Source organism: Microcystis flos-aquae FACHB-1344 (assembly GCF_014698375.1).
Taxonomy (GTDB): Bacteria; Cyanobacteriota; Cyanobacteriia; order Cyanobacteriales; family Microcystaceae; genus Microcystis; species Microcystis aeruginosa.
In genome coordinates this window covers 14,173-36,609 of the sequence record NZ_JACJSW010000141.1, presented here as the reverse complement: position 1 = coordinate 36,609, position 22,437 = coordinate 14,173, and the positions used below count along the sequence as shown (strand labels likewise).

The window sequence follows — 22,437 nt, the reverse complement described above, 5'->3', positions numbered from 1 at the left end:
ATGGCACTCAAGCCTGACTATTTACAGCTAGTTATTGAAGCCTTTTCCAAAAGGCTAAAACATTCCGATGCTCAAATGCGAATAAAAGCCGCTCAATGTCTCGGAAAAATGGGTGATGAATCAATAATTCCTCTCCTATGTCAGGCCTTAGAAGCAGAAAATGATCTCGCTGTTCAATTCTCTATTATGGATGCTATAGTCTTAATAGATAACTTAACTTCAGAAACACCTATGTCAGAAAATACTCAAGGCTCTAAATACAACATTGTTCAACCCCAAAACGTCCAGATTATTGAACAGGGTGATGGCATTATTCATAATTACGCCACACCCCAAAATTTAGCCGAAGCCGCTCAAGAAATCCAACAACTTATCAGCCAACTTGCCCAAACTTATCCCACTAATACCGAAATTGAAAAACAAACTTTTGTCGCACAAGTTGACGCAGAAATCCAGAAAAATTCTCGCTTAAGAAGCATTTTAATCACGGGAGGAATTGAATTAATTAAAGTTCTCTGTCCTCCCCTCGGTATTCCCATTGAAATGGGTAAAAAATGGCTAGAAACTGCTAATTTAAGTGATTAAACCTAGAGGTTTAATAATCTTCTAATGATACAAATCCCGAAGTCCGCCGCTGATGCGTTTCATTTTTGAATTAGCACAATTATAACCATAAGTCAAGCTTTTTTGATGATAATTAACTTTTTTGTTGGTGATATTTTGACCTTGTTCGGGTATTGGAGAGAACCAGTATTTCTATTCTAGTAAAGTCTCTTTAATTGTTGTTAAAACTTTGCTATCTTTGACCATCCAAGCATGGAGCAATACCGGAATGGAAATTTCTTTGCCCACCGATAAACGGGAACTATGGGCAGGAAATATCATTAAATCGTAGGGAGTCCAGATAATTGTGGTTTTAATTTTATTTAAAATTTGTTGACAATCTTGATTTAAATCCTCTAGAAATTGACTCCCGGGCTGCATTTGTCTAATCCCATCTAAGGGTAAACTATACGCGGTTAACGTGCCTCGATTCGGAGCAGAAATATTTAGGTAACGTTGCACTCTTTCCACTCCTCCCAATCTTTGCAGGTAGTAGCGGGTAATTAATCCTCCCATACTAAACCCAATCAGATCTACTTTCTGCTCTTTAGCAAAGTTTTTCTCGATATAATTCTCCACCTGACCAGCTAAAACTTCTAACTTTTTGTAACCATGATTGGGAATTAGATTAAAACTATGCACCTGCCAACCATGATAGTTTAAATACTCGCTCATCGGTTTAAAAACAGCAGTAGTGTCCAGAAAACCATGCACCAAAACAACGGGATTCATAGATGAGATTTTATCCTTAAATTCTGAATCTATTCTAACGAATGATCGGGGTAATGAGCGAAAAATTTTGGGGAAGAGCCTATCTACTAGGTACGGCTACCGGCAACTTCTAAGGATTAGGGAAAAAACCAAAAAGTTTAGCGGCACCTCCTAAAATAGCGACTACCAATGCTATCAGAATTCCTCGATTGGTGAATTCCTGATAGGCAACCCTTGCAGTTAATCCCTCGATTTTTGTGCTTACTCGTTCATCCAGAGCTTTGATTTCTCCCTTGAGTTCGGCCTGTCCTATTTCTACTTTAGTTAACCGGTCTTCTACCTTGTCAAATCTCTCATCAATACGGTTTTCCAGAGAGTCGATTTTCTCGTCAATACGTTTTTCCAGAGAGTCGATTTTCTCGTCAATACGTTTTTCCAGAGAGTCGATTTTCCCCTCAATCCTTGTCAGGACAGCTTCTAGGGAATAAGTGACAGTTTCGTTAGACATTTAAGCAACTCCAAAAGTTAAATCTTCAGGGGTAAATGCTGGAGGCTATATTTTACGGAAAAATCAGGGGTCTATAGGCGGACACGGATTCCCATTATAAGAAAATTATAAGTCAAGACTTGAGTTTTTGTCAAGCTTTTTTTTGACGGCAATCAATGGCAAGAATTTCGGGGAAGTATTTAGCCACCGATGCCTAACCGTCCCGCTAAACTAGGGCTTAAAGGAATCAGAGTCGCCAACATTAAAAAGAGTAGTAATAAACCCCAACCGGCGCGGGTGTCATCGGGTTCGGTTAACTCGTTTAAACTCGGTCTTTCCAACTCTCTTTGTAAAAAAGCGACTAAAATTGTCCAATAGAGAGGAATCGGATTACTGGGATTAACTAAGGAAATAATGCCCAAAATAACCAAAGTAGCCACAGTGGTGCGGCGGGCAATTTTGCGACCATAAATAGCCTGAACAATTCTACCACCATCTAACTGTCCGGCGGGCAGTAAATTAAGGGCAGTAATCACCAATCCTAGCCAACCGATAACAGTTAAAGGATGCACGGATATAACAGCATTTTGTAACTCGTCGCCCAAAACTATCCGCGCTAAAAAACTCACTAAAATTGAACTTTGGAAAAAGTTACTAGGGATTTGAAAAAGGCTGTCCGAATTAGATAAAGTTAGTCCAACAATTAATAAGATTAAAGAAACCAAACCTCCCAAAGCAGGACCAGCGAAAGCTATATCAAATAGAACACTGCGGTTAGGTAATAAAGATTCAAAACGAGTAATCGCCCCAAAAGAACCAATCTGCCAAGTGGGAAGAAAATAGGGTAAACTGAGACGAACATTATGGCGTTTAGCGATAATTAGATGACCGATTTCGTGGGCAATTAATACCGACCATAAACCCAAACTCAGGGGAATTGCTTCTCGATATCTCTGCCAATTACCAAACAAATCAAAACCCAATAAAATTCCAGCCGCTTCTAAGCTAGTGACAATGGTGGCTACTAACAAAACTAAAGAGAGATTTTTTTGAGCAAGAGTGGCAGGACTAGGATCGTTAGTTTTGGGAAGGATAATTACCACTGGTTTTTCCTCGGTTCCTTCCACCAGAAATAAACGATATTTGTCGCCAAAATGATTACTTAATTTCTGGGTTAAGCGAGAGTGAACGATATCCGGGTCTCCCCGTAAATTGCCTTTAAAAATTGCCCCTTCCTGAAAAGAGATAGTTTCGGTGGCAAAAAAAGTATCTATCCCAAAAATACTCTGAATAACTTTTAAATCCTCTTCGGGAATTGGCATCACATCCGGTACAATTACTGTCACCGCTGCCGTGGTTTCTAGAGGAGTAACGGACTGGCTAACTGCCGGGTTAACTTTCGGTTCAATTATCTGATTGGTTTTCAGTAAGCGTAAACGGTTGCCCAAATAAATATAGATAATGGTGGAAGCAACCAGTAAAAAGAGAATTACCGCTAGATTGAGATAAATTCTCGCTGCAAATAGCCAGAAAAAAATTAACCAAGGAGCTATGAGTACCAAGGATTGTAACCAAGCTAAAATTCCCAGTTGGCCGTAGGGTTTAGCCCGATAAAAACTCCAAGTCAAGATAGCACCAGCGACGAGGAAAATAACAGCGACCGCAGCAATTTCCGAAGAAATATTAACCATAGGAAAGTCAAAATCAATAGGTTTTTATCAATCAATTTGATTATAAGCTTGCAGGGCGGCCCGTAATTGACCCCGATGCTTTTGTAACAATTCTTGTCCTGCGGCCGCCGAAAGTCCCGTTTTCTGCATTAACAAAGCCAGTTTAACCCGGCGGCCACTTTTTTCCAGTAAAATAGCCGCTTCCTCGCGACTAACATCGGTAAGGTTGCAGATAATCCGCAGGGCGCGGTCATGGAGTTTATGATTAGTAACTGCCACATCGACCATCTGGTTGCCGTAAACCTTGCCTAACATTACCATTGTCCCTGTGGAAAGGATATTTAAAGCCATTTTCGTCACCGTTCCCGCTTTCAGCCGGGTGGAGCCGGCCAAAAGTTCTGGTCCAGTCAATAACCGGATATCCACATCCACCGCGATCTCCACCTGTTCGGCGGGGACACAACTAATGGCAATCGTCGTCGCACCCCGCTGTTTTGCCGCCTGTAAAGCCCCGTGAACGTAGGGGGTTGTCCCCCCGGCGGTAATCCCCACTACCACGTCTAATTCGTGAATTTCTCGCTGGGCAATAATCGCCGCTCCATCTTCCGCTTTATCCTCCAAATCTTCGGAACTACGCACCAGCGCCGCCGCTCCACCGGCAATAATTCCCTGTACCAATTCCGGGGGAGTGCAGAAGGTGGGGGGACATTCGGCCGCGTCCAAAACCCCCAGCCGGCCACTGGTTCCCGCCCCAATGTAAAAGAGTCTGCCACCTTTAGCCAGAGCTTGACTGGTCAGGGAGATCGCTAAGGCCAATTCTTGCCGGGCTATGGCGATCGCTTTTAGGGTTTGGGCATCCTCCCGATTGAAGAGATCCACCAATTCGAGCGGGTTTAATTGGTCTAAATTTAGGCTGTTTGGGTTAATTTGTTCGGTTAACAGGTGTCCTCTGCTTTCCCACTGTTCCATAACGGTTTAATTGAGTTTTTCGTAAGATTATTTTCAGTATATAGCGAATCGGTGGGCTAAAAGCTTGACAATTGCCCCCTAGATATTAGATAATAGTAAATTGTGTCAATTCCTGCTCGGATCAGGTGAGGACATTAGCACAAAAGCTGGAATTTTTTTCAGCTACCTGTACGGCAAAACGAGCGCAGAAAATTCATGAGTTACGCAATTATTGAGACCGGTGGCAAACAGATTCGGGTAGAACCAGGTCGCTATTACGATATCGAACTTCTTCCCGTCGATGAACAAAGTACCCATACCATCGACAAAGTGCTATTAATCCATGATGAGGATGATATTAGCATCGGTCAACCCTTTATCGAAGGGGCCACCGTCGAAGGCACTGTCATACAACATCGTCGGGGCAAAAAAGTTATTGTTTATAAAATGCGCCCGAAAAAGAAAACCCGTAAAAAACGCGGTCATCGTCAAGAAATTACCCGTTTTATGATTGATTCAATCAATTATAACGGTAAAACCCTAGTCGCCACTGCTGCTACCTCCGTCGCTGAAGTTGTAGAAGATAGTAGCGATGAAGAAGAATAACTTTTAGAATCAAAAAAGCATTTGGAGAGAAATTATGGCTCATAAGAAAGGTACGGGTAGTACCCGCAACGGACGCGATTCTCGTTCCCAGAGACTAGGCGTTAAGCGCTACGGTGGTCAAGTGGTAAAAGCGGGAAATATTCTCATCCGTCAACGGGGTACTAAAGTTCACCCGGGTAAAAATGTCGGTCGTGGTGGCGATGATACTTTATTCGCTTTAATTGATGGTGTGGTCAAATTTGAATACAAGGATAAAAGTCGCCGTCAAGTTAGCGTTTATCCCTCTGAAGTTAGCGCCAGTTAATCCCATCAACCCTGATTAATTTTTTCCCTGTAACCTCCTAACTCATCCTAGGGGGTTTTTTCAGATAATTTATATCGTTTCCTAAGCTAGTGAGGTACACCTATTTTTCTTCCCTTTTGCCTTTTGCCTCTTGCATGAGTGCCTAAAACCCATAACTTTTGTACCTCAGCAGACTGAAAAACGCTATATATCTGTTGACAGACTAGACCGAACACTCATAGATTAGAATAGTCCGAAAGTAGCTCGGAAAAGATGGACTCACCATGATTCTTAAAATTGCCGATATCTTAAAAAATTTGCCCTGGTCTTTCAATTCTACTGCCGAATTACCCTGGTTAGATCGATCGCAAGCCGAAAAATCCCTGCAAAAAGCTCGTCAACAACGGCGAATTTCCGAACGAGAATATCAACTCCTTGACCATTGGCGAGAATTGGGTTATTGTATTGTCAAAGATTTAATTCCCGCAACGGCGATCGATAATTTAGTAGCGGAATTAGCCGATTTATTTTTCCTAGAATCGGCTATCCCTGGATTAAGAATTGAAGGCATTCAAGCAGAAAATCTACCGGCGAGTTTAAGTCACGAGCAAGTTTTAGCCCTAGATATCGAGCAAAGAAAAGCCTTGGTTAATTCTATTTGGCGACTCCATGCCTTTCATGAGATTTCCCCCGCTGCTCGAGCAATTTTTGACAATCAAAATCTGAGAGATTTAGTTAATTTAATTATTGGCAAATCCTGCGAACCGAGATATTCCATCAACTTCCTGCACGGTACAGAGCAGGGGCTGCACGAGGATATGGCAGTTTTTTATGTTCATCCTGCTAATCATTTAGTCGGTGTTTGGATTGCCTTGGAAGATATTTCCGCCGATGCTGGGCCGCTAATTTTTTATCCTAAATCTCATAAAAATATCAAAGTAACTGACTTTTTTCCAGACTATCCCGCCGTCAATCTTAAAAATATTACTGCCGCTCAAATTCCCCAATACCAAGATTATGTTAACCAGCGCGCTCAGAATTATGACTGTCAATCATTTACTGCTAAAAAAGGAGAGATTCTTCTCTGGCACGGAATGTTAATTCATGGTGGTGGGAAGATTAATAATACCCTGCTAACCCGTAAATCGATGGTCATTCATTTTATTGCCGAGGGTGGCGATTACAACGATCGGGCTTTGGGACCTTTTAATTGGTAAGATTAATTTACCACTAATAACTCGGAAATAATCGGAATAATACTAAATCCGTTTAGTATAGGCTACTTATGAGGAGAGGCAATAGGGGTAATAGATAATCCGTCTTTAATAACTGGATTTAGTATAACATCGGATTTTAACAGGTCAAAAGTCTTATTTTAAAAGGGTTTTACCATTATTCAGCAAGCCCTACTTAAATTAACTTGAAAATATTCGTGAGTTGCAACATTTCTCATTCCTGCCATTAAACGCCAAGGAATAAGAGGATAGCGAGACTGAATTTCCTTCGGTACATTTCTAGTTGCTTCTCCGATAATAATAAAATCATAGAGAACCGCTTTGATATTTGTTTGATTCTTGGCAAATTCCTCAAACGTCATTGCCTTTGTTCGCTGTTCAATTTCACTGATAGATTCTAAAATGTCTTGAAGGCGAAGTCGCCAATCTCTAGAAGGCATTGATCAGATCCTCAAGCACAGGTTCCCGTAAATGTTCTCTTAAGGCATCCTGAGTTCCTAAATCCACAGAGCATCCCAGAATATCTTCTAAATAATACTGTACTTGCAGAAGTTGAAAAAAACCACCTTGTCGATCGAATTCTACTAACAAATCTACATCACTATCGGCATCAGCTTCATCCCTGGCCACTGAACCAAATAAAGACAAAGATTTCACCCCTAGTTTTTGTAACTGTTCTCGGTGTGCCTCTAGAATTGCCAGCACCTCGTCCCGTTTCATCTGGTGTGTCTTTGAACCTGCCATCAATATTATAGCTTTGTCGATGCAACCCTTAAACTGAAGCTGAAATCTTCCAAATCTACAAAACAAACTAATCACTGAAAACTCACATCTGATAACTGCTCACTGCTCACTGATTAAGCTGTAGCTTCTAAAAATACGCCTAAATTGCGGAATTTTTGATAACGAGATTCGCGCCGTTGTTGGGGAGTTAACAAAGATAAAGCCTCTAAATTTTCACTAATAGCGGCTTTTAAATTGGCTGCCGCTCTAATCGGATCAGCATGGGCCCCTCTGGAGGGTTCAGGAACGATCTGATCGATAATATTTAACTCTTTTAAATCTTTTGAGGTAATTTTGAGGGCAACTGCTGCTTTATCGGATTTTTTGGCATCTTTCCAGAGAATGGCGGCACAAGCTTCGGGAGTCGCCACGGTATAGACAGAATGCTCTAACATTAATAGGCGATCGCCGACACCAATGCCCAAAGCACCGCCCGAACCACCTTCGCCAATAACAGTACAAATGATCGGTACATCTAAACGGAACATCTCCCGGAGGTTATAGGCGATCGCTTCCCCTTGACCTAATTTTTCCGCTTCCACCCCCGCCCAGGCGCCGGGGGTATCAATAAAGGTTAAAATTGGCTGATTAAACTGATGGGCGTGTTCCATTAAACGCATGGCTTTACGATAACCACCGGGGGCAGCCATGCCGAAATTTCTAGCCACATTATCCTTAGTATCCCGGCCTTTTTGATGCCCGATAATCACCACGGGACGACCGTTAAAACGGGCAACACCACCCACAAGGGCAGGATCGTCGTAACCACTGCGATCACCGTGTAACTCGAACCATTCATCGGTGATTGCTTGAATATAGTCTAGGGTACTGGGGCGCCGGGGATGACGGGCTAATTGTAGCCTTTGGGAAGGGGTGAGATTGCTAAAAATTTCACGACGTAATTGATTAGCTCGTTCGTCTAGTTGACTAATTTGTTCCGAGACATCTACGCTATTTTCTTGGGCTAATTCTTTAATCTGTTCGATGCGGGATTCTAATTCGTAGAGGGGTTTCTCAAAATCTAGGAGAAAAATCTTTTTCTCGGTAGTCTCGTTTTTAGTCATAGGTTAGTGGCTAGAAGTTTACTGTTCGCTAATCTTTTCTAGCTTACCGTTTTTCAGCGATCGATTATCGACAGCTTCGGGATGACCGGGAGATCATTTCAGGTTATCGATCGAATTTTGTCAATTGTCGTATAATAGTAGATCGTGCCTTTTTCACCCCAAGGAGGATTAGTTATGGCAGGAAGTGAACTAAAAGCGGATCTATGGGTTAACGAATATATTACCCCCTGGGACATTTATAGTCATGGGGTTTCCCGGATTTTAGCCTACAAAAAAACCGCTTTTCAGGAGATGTATATTGTTGAATCGGGGGCCTATGGAAAAGCCTTGGTACTGGATGGCAAATGGCAATCTTGTACGGGGGATGAATTTATTTATCATGAAGCATTAGTGCAACCGGCAATGATGGCCCACCAAGAACCAAAAACTGCTTTAATTCTGGGAGGTGGTGAAGGTGCGACAACGCGGGAGTTATTGCGTTGGAAAACCATCGAAAAAGTGATGATGATCGATATCGATGGGGATGTGGTGGCAGCTTGTAAGGAACATCTTCCCGAAATGCACCAAGGCACTTTTGATGATCCTCGTTTTGAGTTAGTTGTCGCTGATGCTTTAGAAGTTTTAGACACCACTAACGATCGATGGGATATTATTATCTCCGATCTGGTTGATCCCATCGAAGAGGGTCCTTCTTTCCCCCTATTCACGAAAGAATACTTTGAAAAACTACAAAGAGTTTTGGCAGCAAATGGCATTGTTGTTGTCCAATCTGGCCCGGTTTCTCCTCCTTCGGTGATGTATCATGCGCGTTTGGTGAATACTTTAAAAGCAGTTTTTCCCTACGTTCATTCCTATTGCGCTCCCACTCCTAGTTATGGTTCCCCTTGGGGTTTTACTCTCTGTGCTAATCATCCTTTAAATACTCGTCCCGATCCGGACGTGGTAGATGAATTAATCAGCGATACAACTACGGGAGGATTACGTTTAATTGATGGCATGAGTTTACTAGGAATGTTACAAACTCCTCTCTATATTCGTCAAGCAATCGCACAAAATACGGAAGTTTATACCCTGGCAAAACCCCCGAAATTCTTCGGTCAAGGAGTAATCAGTGACCAGTAATCAGGAGTCAGGAGTCGGTCGTCAGGAGATAGGGTGATAGGGTGATAGGGATTTAGGAGTCAGTAATCAGTAATCAGTAATCAGTAAATAAGGGTTATAACTAGAAATCGATCGAGTCTTCATGATTAAGAATTGTTTGCAGAATTTCTAGGGGAACAGTAGCAAAGTATTGCTGGAGAAAGTTTTCTAGGGCCACCGCTTCTAGAAATTGCTCAATCTTATTAATTTTTGCCTCATGATTGACTAATTCAAAGGATAAATTTTCTTGATTTTTCTTGACTTTAAAGCCATTTTCTGCTAGGGAAATTAATCCTAATTCTAGGGTATGATAACTGAGGTTTAAGCGGTTTTGTAATTGTTGACGGGAAATACTGGTTTTAGTTCTAGCTAAATATTTCCCGATCCCGACAAGGTTTATCCATGTAGTGTGAGCGGATTTTTTCAAAGGACTACCATAGGCAAGAACTAACTTTTTATCGCGTAAAATTGCCTGTTGATATTCCCGGGAAAGTTTTGTCCAATCCCGGGGACATTCCCAGAGAAAAAGGGGATTTAATTGGCTAACTTCTCGATTAATTTCTCGATGGCGATTGTCGATTAAAAAATCTTTTTTATCGCTATAGGTTAGGGATTCTTGTTGATAGGGATGCAGGGCAATTAAGCGCACTTCATAGCGATTTTTGTAGGTATTAAAATCTAATTCGACTACGGCATCATAACGGGTATCGGCAGCAATTTCGTCTTTGTGATGACCCCACCACATACCGGGGAATCCCTGCTCGATTGAACTATCCCAGATCTCAAAAGTTGTCCGGGGATAAGCGATTTTTCTGCCTTTGAAATCTTCAAGATTTTTATGCCAAAGATTGTGAAAATAACAATTTTGAATTAATAGCTTCGGTGTCGGATTACCCATCCCGCAGGGTTCCAGTAATTTTAATTCTCTAAATAGACTTTTTCCCAATTGGGAAACCGTCACCACCGCAGCCACTTCTATCTCGGAAGAAAGGGAAGTTAAATCAATTCCTGTGCGTCGCAATTGTTGATTAATTCCCTCAATAAATAGCGGTAAATTTTCTATAGTTAAACTTAAACCTGCGGCCAAAGGATGACCACCAAAACGATGTAAAAGATGGGATTGAGAGGATACTAATTGATAGAGATCGATATCACGAATTGACCGAGCGGAACCCTTAGCAAAAGGTGGCTCACTGGTACTTAATAAAATTGTTGGTCGCTGGTATTCTTGGGCAATTTGTCCCGCAACTAATCCTAAAATTCCCGCCAGCCATTGGGGATCATCTAAAATAATTACATTAGTGGTGGAAAGATCAATTCTTTCTAGTTTTTTCTGAACTTGTTTAATAATATCCCGTTGGATTTCTTGGCGACGAATATTGGCCAATTCCGCTTGTTCAGCTAATTCGTGACAACGTTTTTCATCTTCACTGGTAAGTAATTCCACACAAAATCTGGCATCGCCATAAATGCGACTGACGGCATTAATGCGCGGTCCAATACCGAAGGATATATCCATCGGTCTATCTCCGGTTTTGTTACATAAATCCAGTAATTTTTTAACTCCCAAACGCTGAGTGTTTTGCAGTTTTTTAAGACCTTTTTGGGCTAAATAACGACATTCTCCCGTCAATTTGACTAAATCGGCAATTAAACCAATCGCCACTAAATCGAGTAAATTTTCTAGGGGTTTTCTGGGAATATCTGCCAGGGTTAAATACATCGCTTCCACTAATTTATAAGCAACGGCAACCCCAGAAAGATGATAGAAAGGATGGGTTTCCACAAAGTAGCGGGGATTAATCAGGGCAATCACCTCGGGGCGCTCGTCGGGTAGGGTATGATGATCGGTGATGATAATATCGATACCTAGACTGTTTGCATAGTCAATTTCGGCGATATTCGTGCTTCCCGTGTCACAGGTGACGATTAAACTGGTTCCTTGATGCGCTAGTTTCTCGATACCAGGACAATTGAGGCCGTGGGATTCTTTTTGGCGATCGGGTATGTAATAATCTAACTGTTGATAGGGTGGGAAAAACTGCCCCAATCCTTCCCAGAGTACACTGGTAGCGGTGACACCATCGGCATCGAAATCACCCCAAATAGTCACTTTTTCCCCTTTATTGAGGGCTTTTTCCAGTCTTTTGACGGCAAAGTTCATTTCTTGCCCAAAATCAAAGGGAGTTTTTGACTGATAAGCTTTCTCATCCAGAAACGTCCCCAGAGTCGCCATATCCCGGACACCGCGATGCCATAATATTTGTGCCACGACGCTGCCATCCGACTCTGGGGTGTAGTCTTGGACTATTTTTAAAAACTCTTGGGGAAGCTCTACCGATGGGGGAATTTGCCAGCTAGACACGGGATATCAAGGAAAAAGTAAAAAAGGTGGCAGTTTTTGTGATTTTCCCTATCTCCATTTAGGGCTTGCTGAATAAATGTGAAATGTAGGCAAGGTAAGGGTTTTGTGGCTTTACGAGCGAAACAGGTGCAAGATTTTGAGAGAATCGTGCTTCAAAACCTTGCGTCTTCATCAGCCCGCGTCCTGTAGGGGCGAAGCATTCGGACAATAACCTATCGGTGAAACCGTAGATTTTCTATCCGAATGCTTCGCCCGTACTTTTTCAGCAAACCCCATTTAGCCACCACTAACGGGGGGAATTAAAACTATCTCATCGCCATTTTCAAGGATTTTCTCTCCCGAAACAAACTGAAGATTAACTCCAAAACGAGTAACATCGCGCCATCTTTCTAATTGAGGATAGGGGGCTATAATATAGTGTAACACTTCTGTAACGGAAGTGTGGGCAGGAAATTCGAGGTTTAATTGTGAAGTTTGATAGACTTCTTGATAAATAGCAAATAGTTTGACTGTGATCGTAATCTTTTCCATCTTTACATCAATATTTTTCCTAGGATAATAACATTAATTGAGAACCCTGTTCGGTTTTGCGGACTTCGATGCGATGTTGAAAAGCTTCTTTAAATTGGGGCATATGAGTTACAGTCAAAATACAGGCAAAATCAGCGGATATAGCGTTAATTGCCGCAATTAAGCGATCGCATCCTTCCGCATCCTGAGTTCCGAATCCTTCGTCAACAATGAGCATTTGTAGGGCTGTTCCGGCTCTTTGTGCCAATAATCTCGCTAAAGCTAATCGAATCGAGAAATTAATCCGAAAAGCTTCTCCTCCTGAATAGGTTTCGTAGGGACGAGAGCCCCGGGTATCGCCAATAATAATATCTAAAGTATCGATTAACTTTTGTCGCTGTTTCTTCGTACCTTTACCGCTTTTTTGGGTTAAAAACTGCACATGAAATTGATTACCAGTTAAGCGAGCTAAGATATAATTAGTTTGGGCTTCTAACTCAGGTAAAACATTCTCAATCATCAGAGTTTGTAAACCATTTTTACCGAAAGCTATGGCTAACTCTTTATAAACTATATATTGTTTTTTAACTTTAGCTAAATCGCCCTCTTTTTCTGTCAGTTGTTTACCTAAAGTTTCTAGTTGATGTAATTTCTCCTCAACCCGACCTTTTTGGGAGAGCAATCCATCAATTATCTGTCTTCGCTGTTGAATATTAGTCGATAATGCGGCTATTTCTTGGCGATAGTCGGTCAAAGTACCAATCTTTTGACTAATATTGGCTAACTCCTGATTCAGCTTCTGGCGATCCTGATTTCGCAGCTGTAATCTTTGCTCAATCTCAGCGATTTTAGCGGCTATTTCCGGATAATTTTTTTCTGCTTGTTGCCAGTCTTGATACTGTAATCTTACCCCCTGTAATTGTCGGATCAGATTTTGAATATTCTGATGTTCACTGCGATCATAATTTAAGTTTTGAATAAACTTTTCTAAGCGTTTAATTTCCTGTTTAAGTGGGGAGTTTTGACCTAGTTCTTGCTTCTCTTGTTCTAGTCTAGCTAATTGATTAATTAAATTAGGTTTCTCGGCCTTTATATTAGCTAAACGACGGTTTGCTTGCTTAAGTTCTGATTCTTGAATTTCTGCCCAACGCCATCTTTTTTCTTCTCCTCTGACTAAAGCATGACTTTGTTCATCATAGTTTAAAAAGGCGATTTCTTGATTGACAATTTGTAATTCTTGCTGTAATTCTAGGGCATAATTGCCACTGCTTAAAAGTGCTTCTAACTCGACAAGCATCTCCTCGGTTTTCTCTAGTTCTATTTCCTTTTCTTCAATAGTTTCTAACTTGACTTCCAACTGCACATATTTTTGTTGTAGATTCGATCTTGCTGGCAATTCTTGTTTAATTTGGGCTAATTCCTCCCCTAAACGTTTTAAATCTCGATCGCAGTCTGCCATCCGTTCCTGTAGGGACCAGATTTGCTCTTGAATGTGTTCTTGATGTTGATGGGTTTTCCTGATTACTTGATGACGGTGATGACTGTCTAAATTCTGTTCACACAAAGGACAAACCGAATCGGGAATATTTAATTTTTCCAATTTATCAGTTAACTCTAAAAGTTGTTCTTCATATCTTTTCTGTTGATCCAATAAACTTTTTTTATCCACTTGTTTAAGAGTTTCCTTTTCTTCAACTCGTTCACAATAGGTTTGTTTTTTATCTAGTTCCTTAATTCGTTTGGCTAAATTGAGAGCTTCCTCTCTTAGTAGAGGAATACGAGCGATTTCTGTCTCTAATTGTTGCCGATTTCTTTGCAGTTGTTCCCGACGAGCATTGATCTTAGCTTTTTCCCGTTCCAACTGCATATTTAGATCAGCTTTTCGGCTATTTAAAGGAGCATATTTTAAAGCTAATCTATCCAATTCCTGAAGACGTTGACGATGATAATTTAATTTCTCTAATCCTGCTTGAATATCCCCCGCTTGCTCGATAATTTTTTGAGTTTCTTGTTCCTGTCTTCCCAATTCTTCTAAACGAGCGCTCGTTTGTTGGATGGGAAGGGTAAATTCGTTAATTTTTTGCTGTAATTTCTGTTCTAATTGTTGTTTATCATACTGGGCCTGTTGCCAAGCTTGCAATTGACTTGACAAACTGGCCTCTTTCTTGTCTAAATTGATTAGGCGCTCGTGTGCAGTAATAATGTCATTTTTGCGATGAAGAATAGTCCTTATTTGATTTAATTGATTGTCTAGACTAACTTTTTCCCTGTCTAATCTCTCGATTTCTGCTAATAAAGCTCGCTCCTGTTCTCTTTGCCACTGCAGCTGTTTTTCCCAATTCTGACGCTGATTTTCTTCCCCCTGTAGTTGCTGTAAACGCCGATTATTTACCTCTTGTTCTTGATTAATTTGGTTAATTTGGCTGCTTAACTCTTGCAGGTGTTCTTGATAAGAATTTTTCTCCTGAAGACGGAGTTTGATAGTTTCTACTTGCTGCTCGATCTGGAGGGACTGTCCATCAAATTGTTTCGATATATCCTTGGCTTTATTTGCTAAAATTTCATAGCGATCGAGTTGTAATAATTCTGCTAAAATCTGTTTACGACCACTGGGAGGCTGTTTCATAAACTCGTCCGCTTGTCCCTGTCGTAAATAAGCAGAATTAATGAAAGTTTTATGGTCTATTTTCAGATAAGTATTAATCTGTGCTTGAGTATCTTTAATACTTTTACCCGATAAAGGACGAAAACTCTGATCATTAATCACCTGAAAATCTAAACCAGAAGCTTTCCCTCCCCGGTGACGACTACGGATAATTTTATAGATTTCTCCCCCATAACTAAACTCAAAATCTACCCGCGCATAATCGCTGCCCGCATGAATCACATCATCACCAATCGAGACGCGACTTTCTCCCCAAATTGCCCAAGTAATTGCTTCGAGTAAAGAGGATTTTCCCGCACCATTGGCACCACAAATACAGGCAGTATGTAATCCGCGAAAATCTAGCACTGCCTCGCGATAACTGAGAAAATTTTTTAGGGTTAATTGTAGGGGAATCATAAGCTAGGGAGTGGGGAAGTGGGGAAGTGGGGAAGTGGGGAGGTGGGGAAGTGGGGAAGTGGGGAGGTGGGGAAGTGGGGAGAATACAGTACAAGGCATAATTAGCGGAAATTCGGTCACTCAGCCTCAGTAAAATATTAGTATCAAATAGATATTTAGCCATTAGTCATAGATAGTTTCACGCCCTAATGCTTCATCGGGTAATCCGGGGGTATCCTTGGGTTGACTTTCCAGAAATTTTAGCCAATCTTCTGCTTTTTCTTGGGAGGTCATCTCTTCAATTTTTGGCGAAGTTATCTGAGTTAGAAATTGGCTGAAGTTTAAGACTTCTTGTTGTTTTTCTAAAGGAAGTTTTCGCAAGTTTTCGATAACGGCTTGTTCAATATTCATCAAAATTCAGCTGGTCGATTAATCGGCGTACTAAAAAGCATCAATCTCTTCAATACCTGCCCTTTCCCCATCATATCACCCCCCCCGCTCTGGCACTGACCAAATCCCCCCACTTGGCTGGGATATTATTCCTACGCAAGTCCCTAACCGCTCAGGGTCCCCCGATTTGCTACTCTAAAGGAAAGATAACCGATTCTTAAAACCAAATCTATGAGCATTACCGAAATTAGCGTCCATGAACTCGCTCTCCGTTTAGCCGATCATGATCCTAATTTACAACTTATTGATGTGCGCGAACCAGAGGAAGTTGCCATGGCATCTGTAGCCAATTTTACCATTTTACCCTTGAGTCAATACCAAGAATGGTCGCCCACTATTGCCAGCCAATTCAACCCCCAAGCAGAAACCCTCGTTATCTGTCACCATGGCATGAGATCCCTGCAAATGTGCCAATGGCTACAAAGTCAGGGTTTTACTAATGTTAAGAATATTAACGGTGGCATCGATGCTTATTCCCTCCTCGTCGACCCTAATATTCCCCGTTACTAATTTTCATGGCCACCATCGGGAAAAGAGAGAGGCAAACTATCCCCTTTCTCACCATGGATTACTGATAACTGATAACTGATTAAGCGTTATACTGTCTAAAAAAATGTTATAAATCTTTATCTTAAGATTATTCCCCTATGTCCGCTAGAACCCATCTCAGCGATCGCTATCAACATATCTTAAAGGCGACAATCCAACATTATATCGCCACGGCCGAACCGGTTGGCTCGAAAACTCTACTCGATGAGTACAAGTTTACTGTTAGTTCCGCCACGATTCGCAATGCTCTGGGTAAACTGGAAAAAGAAGGTTTACTCTATCAACCCCACACTTCCTCCGGACGCATTCCCTCCGATTGGGGTTATCGTCTCTACGTCGATGAGTTGATGACTCCCGATGACCGTATCGGCGAAAAAATCGGCTATTATCTGCATCAAAATGCTAAATCTCCCGCTTGGAGTCTCGAAAGTCTGCTGCAACGGGCCACCCAACTTTTAGCCAGTTTAAGCGGTTATATCGCTATCGTTACTCTTCCCCACACCCTCACCAATACCCTGCGTCATCTGCAATTAATCCCTGTCTCAGCCAAGCAGATAATGTTAATTATTGTTACAGATAGTTTACAAACACGCTCGGTTATGATAGAAATTCCTGAGTCTATGGCAACGGACAAGAAGGATGGATTAGCAGAAGAATTACAAATCCTCTCTAATTTTCTCGGGGAAAAATTAAAAGGTTATTGCTTGGCAGATTTAATTAACCTCGATTGGCGGCAAATCGAGCGAGAATTTGCCCGTTATACCCATTTTCTCCAACAATTAAGCCAAGAAATCGGCGCTAGTCTCCAATCCACTGCCACCCCGGAGATTATCGTCCATGGTGTCGCTGAAGTCATTCGACAGCCAGAATTCGCCCAATGGCAACAAGTACAAATGTTACTGCATCTATTGGAAGCAGAACAGGATCGCCTTTTACCCCTGATTTTACAAAGACCAGAACCAGAAAAATCAGCTAAAAAAGTCAAAATCACTATTGGTTCCGAAAATCCTCTGGAATCCATGCGCCCTTGTACTCTTATCTCCGCTTTTTATAAACAGGGAGATACTCCCGTCGGTAGTGTTGGCATTATCGGACCGACGCGAATGTTATACGAAAATACTATTCCCCTGGTGGAATCCACCGCTAACTATCTCAGCGAGGCTATAAGTAAGTAGATATCCCCCGCAAAGGTTCGGGAATAGGAGAATCGACAGTAAACTCTAAAATTGTCTCACCATCCCCCAAATAGCCAGAATTGGCAAAACAGAGCAACATCCGCACCAGCGCCACCCACACCTCCGCATCGAACTCCCAATCCTGTCCCCGACGCGCTCCACAGGCGATCGATTTTAGCGCCCAAAAATAACTATTTCTCACCACTGAACCGCCTTTTTTGTAAACCGGCACATCCTCATGGTGAATATAAAGAATATCATCTTTAGCGATCGCTCTCATCGGTGGCTAGGAAGGTTGCGGGAATTTTCAGTTGACTGTCCTAGATAGGGGTCTGCTGAAAAAGTTTTTCGGTGGGGGTTGGGGGTTGGGGGTTGGGGGTTGGGGGTTGGGGTGTGGGGTGTAGGGTTTTACCGATTTTCAGGTGGTCAACTACCTAATTTTCAGGGAAAAAGTCCCTGAATTTTCCCCCCAATCACTCCAAGGGTCGGCACTTTTTGAGGGAAAAAAAGTCTAAAAACCTTGTTGGATAAGGTTTTTAGATTTATTCAGCAGACCCTAGATAATAACATCTTTAGCGATCGCTTGGGTCGCGCCAGAAAACCCACTATAACATTTTTCTTTCTTTCTCACAAATATGAAGTATAATGTCATCGATAGCTAAACCGCACAAAAAATGAAATCCTATCCAGTAGAGTTCCGTCAGAAAATCCTCGACTGTTATTATAACGAACCCATCTCTCAAAGACAATTAGCGAAAAGATTCTGCGTAACCCTAAGTTTCGTACAAAAGCTTTTGAAACAATATCGAGACACGGGAGATGTTCGACCAAAGACTTATCGATGTGGACGTCATTTAAAACTCACGCCAGAACAAATGCTCGTCCTCGGTGAGTTAATTGAGGAAAATAATGACGCAACTCTTGCTCAACTATCGAAACTATTCCTAGAAAGAACTGGTATAGTGTTAAGTGTGGCGACAGTGGCAAGAATAGCCGAACGCTTGGGAATAACCCGCAAAAAAACTCTACACCCACCCGCAAGAGAGACAGAAAGAGTACAAAAACTTAGACAAGAATACAAAGGATAAAGTGCGGGATGTAGCCGTTAACCGTCCCATTAATTTTAGTGAAGACATCAATAAAGCTCTGGAAGAAAAAGGAGCCAAACTAATTTAGTTAGGGTTTGCGGCAAAAAGTTTTTCCTGGAGGCAGAGTGTAGAATAAGATTTCCCGGAAGCAATCTTTTTAATGTCTCATCGCTTCTATTATTTTCATGGTTTCGACGCTGACAGTGCAGACTCGTTGTAATAAGTCAATTACTGTTTCTTTATAATCGGCGAAGCGATAGTTATTAAATCTTTCGGCGATGGTTTTATCTTTGGGTTTCTTTTCCTTATATTGATCTAATATCCATTCTAGGGCCGAACGATTACCGAGTTTATATTCCCAGGCAATTTTGGGAATATCTTGTAGGAAGGTGACATCATCGAGGTTGATAGAATTTTTTTCTCGGTCAGCTTTTAGTTTAGTTTTGGGTTTGAGGTTATTATTAGTATCAATGCGGGTTAGTGGGTAGGGTGCGACGGTTTCATAGTTGATATGTAATTCCATTAGTTTGCTTCCCCATTCTACCCATTGAGAGAAGTTATCATAAAAGGGAAGCCGGGGAAATTCTCGCTTAAGATTTAATTCGTATTTACTGCGATATTCCGGGTAGTGAAGGACTGCATAAGTGTAGTGGAAGATATCGAGTTTGGTGATGGTTTTATCGTTGTAATGTTTTTGGAATTGTTGCAATCCCCAATCGGTGATATTGTCGATGCGGTTTCCTTCTTTCTCGTAGTAGTAGAGGGGGAGACATTGAGAGTCACCTGTTAAATGTAAATCAATTATTGAATTGCTAGATAGACAATGAAAAGGCTTTGAATTTCCTAATGCGAGAAAAGCAATATATTTATTTTCAATATCCTCGGCATTTAAAATATCATACCATTGATAAGTCCTTCCATTAAAATGCTTGTCAAAATAGAGCCATTGTTTAATGTATGGACGATAAATACTTATCAAAATACTTTCATTGTCAAACTTTTTAAATATCTTACGGCTAAGATATTGTGTTAGATCACCATCCCACTTAATCTGATTTCGTTCTTGATAATTTTCATCTTTAAAAGTTCTCTGATAAACATCTACAAAAAACCTCATCTTTGCTTCTAGCGTATCTCTTGAAAAGTCATAAACCCATTCATCTCTATAAGTACCAATACCTCTTGAAAACAACTTAAACACAGCTTTCTCAGACTTGCCACTTTTGACATCCTTATCAATCAAGGGTAGCAGTTGATAAAAGTCATTATCTGATTGATTGAGCCAATTATGTTTTTTATCTGGGATGATATGCTCAAAATCAAGCTGATTAAGTTTTGTCGATGACAAAAACTCTAATTTTTGCGCTGCTGTATCCAATTCAGGACGGCGAGTATATAAAATTCGACAAGGAAGATTATTACTTTCTCGCTTCACCATCAAACTAATCGCCACCCCCGTCTGAATACCGAAAACATTATGAGTTGTCCCTGAAAGTTTAGGATTTTTCCTGACATTACCACCTAAATCAATGATATAAATTTCACTAAACTCATTCTCTACTACTTTTCTAAATCCATCATAAGCCAACGCATCGATAAAAGAAGAGTTAGTAATAAACGCTATTATACCATTTTTATTTAATCGATCAGAAGCCCAACGAATAAAGCGAGTGTACATATCATAGACGACAATTTGATTCTGTGCCTTACCTTCTTTGACATAACTATATTTAATGCACTTGTCAATCGCTTCATAACTTCGATTCGCATTACCTTGATTAAAATTCTCCTGCTTGGCATTATAAGGAGGATTACCAATAATTACAGAAATATTGCGGTCATTTTGATTGTGAATGCGTTGGGTATTTTCCACCGACATAGCAAACAAATCCATCTGCTTGAGATGAAAAGCAGCATGGTCCAGGGTATCGACAAAACAGATATGCTCAAACTCCTCATACTCACCCATCTTCTGCTTGTAGGTGAACTCAATATTCAAATTCGCAATATAATAAGGCAGAATTGCCACCTCATTACAGTGCATCTCATGCTTATACTTGTACCGTAACTTATCCTTCGGTAAATACTCAATTAACTCCGTCACAAAAGTTCCTGTCCCCGTCGCCGGATCTAAAATTTCTACTCCTGGATCCGCCAACAACTTACCAAAATGCTTGTGAACTAAATAATCGACACTTTCAATCATAAAACGGACAATTTCATTGGGTGTATAGACAATTCCCAACCGGTCCGCCGCTTTCGGATTGTATGCTTTATAAAAATTCTCATAAATCGCCTTGAGAAATTTCTGCTTCTCGTGGTGGTTATAAATATTCGCCGCCGTCCGCCGAATTACCGCATAATAACGTTCAATTGTCCCTAAAGTATTGCGCTTGGTATTACCAGTAAAGAAAGTTTCAATCACTCCCTGTAATTCCCTAGCGATATTATTTTCCCGGTGAAACTGGGACTCATTAAAAATATTGATAAAAATATCCTCTGTCAGGATGTGTTGAATAATCATCTCCCGCACATCTTCCAGACTAATTTCTGGATTGATTGACTTGCGACAAATCTCTAAAAAATTGTCCCGCGCTGTCACAAAATTCCGATTCGTCTCCGACTGCAACGCAATTAAATCCCGCAACGCTTCTAAAATTGTTGGTAAATCTTCCTTAAAACTAGCAATCGCCTCTCGAAAATCCTCAACCTCCGGACGTACATAATTGATAAAAGCATTAATAATCCCATCCAAAGCCTCATCATCGCGCATGGAGACGCGCAGTCTTTCCTCTCCTCCTTGAATTAAAACCGCCGTCTGGGAATCTTCAAATAAAATATTGTCATTAGGGTAGCCTTTCGCTAACTTTTTCTCAATTTCTTCGTCTAAATTATCGTATTGATCCTTACTTTCCCAATATCCCCAATCTAACCGTAAAGCATCCTTTACCGTCCCGTCAGGATAGACAACTTTTCCCGACTTAGTGCGATAATCCAACTCCGGAATTAACAAAAAATCCCGCGCCTTGCAATAGTCATTTAACAAATTCTGAAAAGCGACTCTAATCGAAGTTTCCTTGCGACTGCCGCCATATTGGACAATCTTCTCAACTTCCGCCTGATACTGGCTGATTAATAATCTAGACATGGGCTTAGAGGAGGTAAATTAAGTAGTTATAATCAAAGAGAAGATAGATTTTGGACTCTGATCCCCCCTGCCCCCCTTGATCAGGGGGGTGCCGATAGGCGGGGGGATCTACCCTTGATCAGGGGGGTGCCGATAGGCGGGGGGATCTACCCTTGATCAGGGGGGTGCCGATAGGCGGGGGGATCTGACAATTTTTATTTCGATGTTTTTCACTGGTGCTGGCGTGCCATCACTTCCCGCAAGATATGGTCAATTCCTGTTTCATATCCCTTTCCTTGAGCTTTTAACCATTGTAATTGATCTTGACCTAGTTGAATAGCTAATTACTGCTTTGATGGCGAAAAAGATACTGTTTTTTGAGTAAAAAACTCATCACCTAACGGCGGCTCACGATTATTTGCCTTTCCTTATCTGGCAAAGTTTTAATTCGATTTCTCGGAATAAATAGCTGAAAATTTGTCAAAACGTCGTGCTTAGTAGATTGATTCATGAATCAACCTACTAAGTAGGTAGGCTTTAAAAATTATCAGATACCCCCCTTATCAAGGGGGAATTAAGGGGGGATCGAACCTAAAACCC

At 41.2% G+C, this 22,437-nt stretch carries 22 protein-coding genes; 8 read left to right on the top strand and 14 right to left on the bottom strand.

Going from position 1 to position 22,437, the window contains the following annotated elements:
* A complete protein-coding gene (locus H6G48_RS12670) occupies positions 1 to 585 on the top strand; it encodes a HEAT repeat domain-containing protein (RefSeq protein WP_190722043.1) in 585 nt (194 codons plus the stop codon).
* A gap of 171 nt (positions 586 to 756) precedes the next feature.
* On the opposite strand, the gene H6G48_RS12665 is transcribed toward H6G48_RS12670, so the two are convergent.
* The 4 genes from H6G48_RS12665 to murQ form a co-directional block, all read right to left on the bottom strand.
* A complete protein-coding gene (locus H6G48_RS12665; protein ID WP_004163225.1) occupies positions 757 to 1,335 on the bottom strand; it encodes an esterase/lipase family protein in 579 nt (192 codons plus the stop codon).
* Positions 1,336 to 1,444: 109 nt separating this feature from the next.
* A complete protein-coding gene (locus H6G48_RS12660; RefSeq protein WP_190722041.1) occupies positions 1,445 to 1,822 on the bottom strand; it encodes a DUF4164 domain-containing protein in 378 nt (125 codons plus the stop codon).
* A 179-nt stretch (positions 1,823 to 2,001) separates the two neighbouring features.
* Positions 2,002 to 3,492, bottom strand: a complete 1,491-nt coding sequence (locus tag H6G48_RS12655; protein WP_190722039.1) for a site-2 protease family protein — start codon at positions 3,490 to 3,492, stop codon at positions 2,002 to 2,004.
* 27 nt (positions 3,493 to 3,519) lie between these two features.
* A complete protein-coding gene (murQ, locus tag H6G48_RS12650) occupies positions 3,520 to 4,440 on the bottom strand; it encodes an N-acetylmuramic acid 6-phosphate etherase (RefSeq protein ID WP_190722037.1) in 921 nt (306 codons plus the stop codon).
* Positions 4,441 to 4,635: 195 nt separating this feature from the next.
* Here murQ and rplU point away from each other — a divergent pair, with 195 nt between their 5' ends.
* The 3 genes from rplU (at position 4,636) to H6G48_RS12635 (ending at position 6,525) form a co-directional block, all read left to right on the top strand.
* Positions 4,636 to 5,025 (top strand): 50S ribosomal protein L21, encoded by a 390-nt coding sequence (gene rplU, locus H6G48_RS12645; protein WP_008196982.1) that lies wholly within the window; start codon positions 4,636 to 4,638, stop codon positions 5,023 to 5,025.
* A 34-nt stretch (positions 5,026 to 5,059) separates the two neighbouring features.
* Positions 5,060 to 5,329 (top strand): 50S ribosomal protein L27, encoded by a 270-nt coding sequence (gene rpmA, locus H6G48_RS12640; protein WP_002760283.1) that lies wholly within the window; start codon positions 5,060 to 5,062, stop codon positions 5,327 to 5,329.
* 263 nt (positions 5,330 to 5,592) lie between these two features.
* Positions 5,593 to 6,525 carry a phytanoyl-CoA dioxygenase family protein gene (locus H6G48_RS12635; protein ID WP_190722035.1) on the top strand — a complete coding sequence of 311 codons (933 nt, stop codon included), beginning with the start codon at positions 5,593 to 5,595 and terminating at the stop codon, positions 6,523 to 6,525.
* Between the two features lie 179 nt (positions 6,526 to 6,704).
* On the opposite strand, the gene H6G48_RS12630 is transcribed toward H6G48_RS12635, so the two are convergent.
* The 3 genes from H6G48_RS12630 to accA form a co-directional block, all read right to left on the bottom strand.
* Positions 6,705 to 6,983 (bottom strand): HepT-like ribonuclease domain-containing protein, encoded by a 279-nt coding sequence (locus H6G48_RS12630; RefSeq protein WP_012264355.1) that lies wholly within the window; start codon positions 6,981 to 6,983, stop codon positions 6,705 to 6,707.
* Positions 6,973 to 7,263 carry a nucleotidyltransferase family protein gene (locus H6G48_RS12625; protein ID WP_002736589.1) on the bottom strand — a complete coding sequence of 97 codons (291 nt, stop codon included), beginning with the start codon at positions 7,261 to 7,263 and terminating at the stop codon, positions 6,973 to 6,975. The genes H6G48_RS12630 and H6G48_RS12625 overlap by 11 nt, the downstream gene beginning before the upstream one ends.
* Positions 7,264 to 7,400: 137 nt before the next feature.
* Entirely contained in the window at positions 7,401 to 8,390 is a 990-nt protein-coding gene (gene accA, locus H6G48_RS12620; protein ID WP_190722033.1) for an acetyl-CoA carboxylase carboxyl transferase subunit alpha, read from the bottom strand.
* A gap of 174 nt (positions 8,391 to 8,564) precedes the next feature.
* Here accA and H6G48_RS12615 point away from each other — a divergent pair, with 174 nt between their 5' ends.
* Positions 8,565 to 9,512 carry a fused MFS/spermidine synthase gene (locus tag H6G48_RS12615; protein ID WP_190722031.1) on the top strand — a complete coding sequence of 316 codons (948 nt, stop codon included), beginning with the start codon at positions 8,565 to 8,567 and terminating at the stop codon, positions 9,510 to 9,512.
* A gap of 100 nt (positions 9,513 to 9,612) precedes the next feature.
* Here H6G48_RS12615 and recJ read toward each other — a convergent pair whose 3' ends face one another.
* The 4 genes from recJ to H6G48_RS12595 all read right to left on the bottom strand — a co-directional run bounded on the left by recJ (position 9,613) and on the right by H6G48_RS12595 (position 15,859).
* A complete protein-coding gene (gene recJ / locus H6G48_RS12610; protein ID WP_190722028.1) occupies positions 9,613 to 11,895 on the bottom strand; it encodes a single-stranded-DNA-specific exonuclease RecJ in 2,283 nt (760 codons plus the stop codon).
* A 276-nt stretch (positions 11,896 to 12,171) separates the two neighbouring features.
* A complete protein-coding gene (locus H6G48_RS12605; protein ID WP_190722026.1) occupies positions 12,172 to 12,426 on the bottom strand; it encodes a MoaD/ThiS family protein in 255 nt (84 codons plus the stop codon).
* A 19-nt stretch (positions 12,427 to 12,445) separates the two neighbouring features.
* The gene (sbcC, locus tag H6G48_RS12600) at positions 12,446 to 15,469 is read right to left on the bottom strand and encodes an exonuclease subunit SbcC (RefSeq protein ID WP_190722024.1); all 3,024 of its coding nucleotides are present in this window, start codon (positions 15,467 to 15,469) and stop codon (positions 12,446 to 12,448) included.
* 162 nt (positions 15,470 to 15,631) lie between these two features.
* Positions 15,632 to 15,859 carry a hypothetical protein gene (locus tag H6G48_RS12595; RefSeq protein ID WP_004163204.1) on the bottom strand — a complete coding sequence of 76 codons (228 nt, stop codon included), beginning with the start codon at positions 15,857 to 15,859 and terminating at the stop codon, positions 15,632 to 15,634.
* Positions 15,860 to 16,069: 210 nt separating this feature from the next.
* Here H6G48_RS12595 and H6G48_RS12590 point away from each other — a divergent pair, with 210 nt between their 5' ends.
* Both H6G48_RS12590 and hrcA read left to right on the top strand, forming a co-directional pair.
* Positions 16,070 to 16,408, top strand: a complete 339-nt coding sequence (locus H6G48_RS12590) for a rhodanese-like domain-containing protein (protein ID WP_190722022.1) — start codon at positions 16,070 to 16,072, stop codon at positions 16,406 to 16,408.
* Positions 16,409 to 16,545: 137 nt separating this feature from the next.
* A complete protein-coding gene (hrcA, locus tag H6G48_RS12585) occupies positions 16,546 to 17,622 on the top strand; it encodes a heat-inducible transcriptional repressor HrcA (RefSeq protein ID WP_190722020.1) in 1,077 nt (358 codons plus the stop codon).
* Here the strand turns inward: hrcA and H6G48_RS12580 are convergent.
* Positions 17,609 to 17,902 carry a hypothetical protein gene (locus H6G48_RS12580; RefSeq protein WP_072927475.1) on the bottom strand — a complete coding sequence of 98 codons (294 nt, stop codon included), beginning with the start codon at positions 17,900 to 17,902 and terminating at the stop codon, positions 17,609 to 17,611. The two genes, hrcA and H6G48_RS12580, sit on opposite strands and share 14 nt — an antisense overlap.
* Before the next feature lie 394 nt (positions 17,903 to 18,296).
* On the opposite strand from H6G48_RS12580, the gene H6G48_RS12575 reads away from it, so the two are divergent.
* Positions 18,297 to 18,710 carry a helix-turn-helix domain-containing protein gene (locus H6G48_RS12575; RefSeq protein WP_190722018.1) on the top strand — a complete coding sequence of 138 codons (414 nt, stop codon included), beginning with the start codon at positions 18,297 to 18,299 and terminating at the stop codon, positions 18,708 to 18,710.
* A gap of 157 nt (positions 18,711 to 18,867) precedes the next feature.
* On the opposite strand, the gene H6G48_RS12570 is transcribed toward H6G48_RS12575, so the two are convergent.
* Together H6G48_RS12570 and H6G48_RS26320 are read right to left on the bottom strand one after the other, a co-directional pair.
* Complete coding sequence (locus H6G48_RS12570; RefSeq protein WP_190722016.1) at positions 18,868 to 21,858, bottom strand: type ISP restriction/modification enzyme; 2,991 nt, start codon at positions 21,856 to 21,858, stop codon at positions 18,868 to 18,870.
* A gap of 209 nt (positions 21,859 to 22,067) precedes the next feature.
* On the bottom strand, positions 22,068 to 22,175 hold the full coding sequence (locus H6G48_RS26320) for a BrnA antitoxin family protein (protein WP_265795881.1): 108 nt from the start codon (positions 22,173 to 22,175) through the stop codon (positions 22,068 to 22,070).
* Between the last annotated feature and the right edge of the window lie 262 nt (positions 22,176 to 22,437).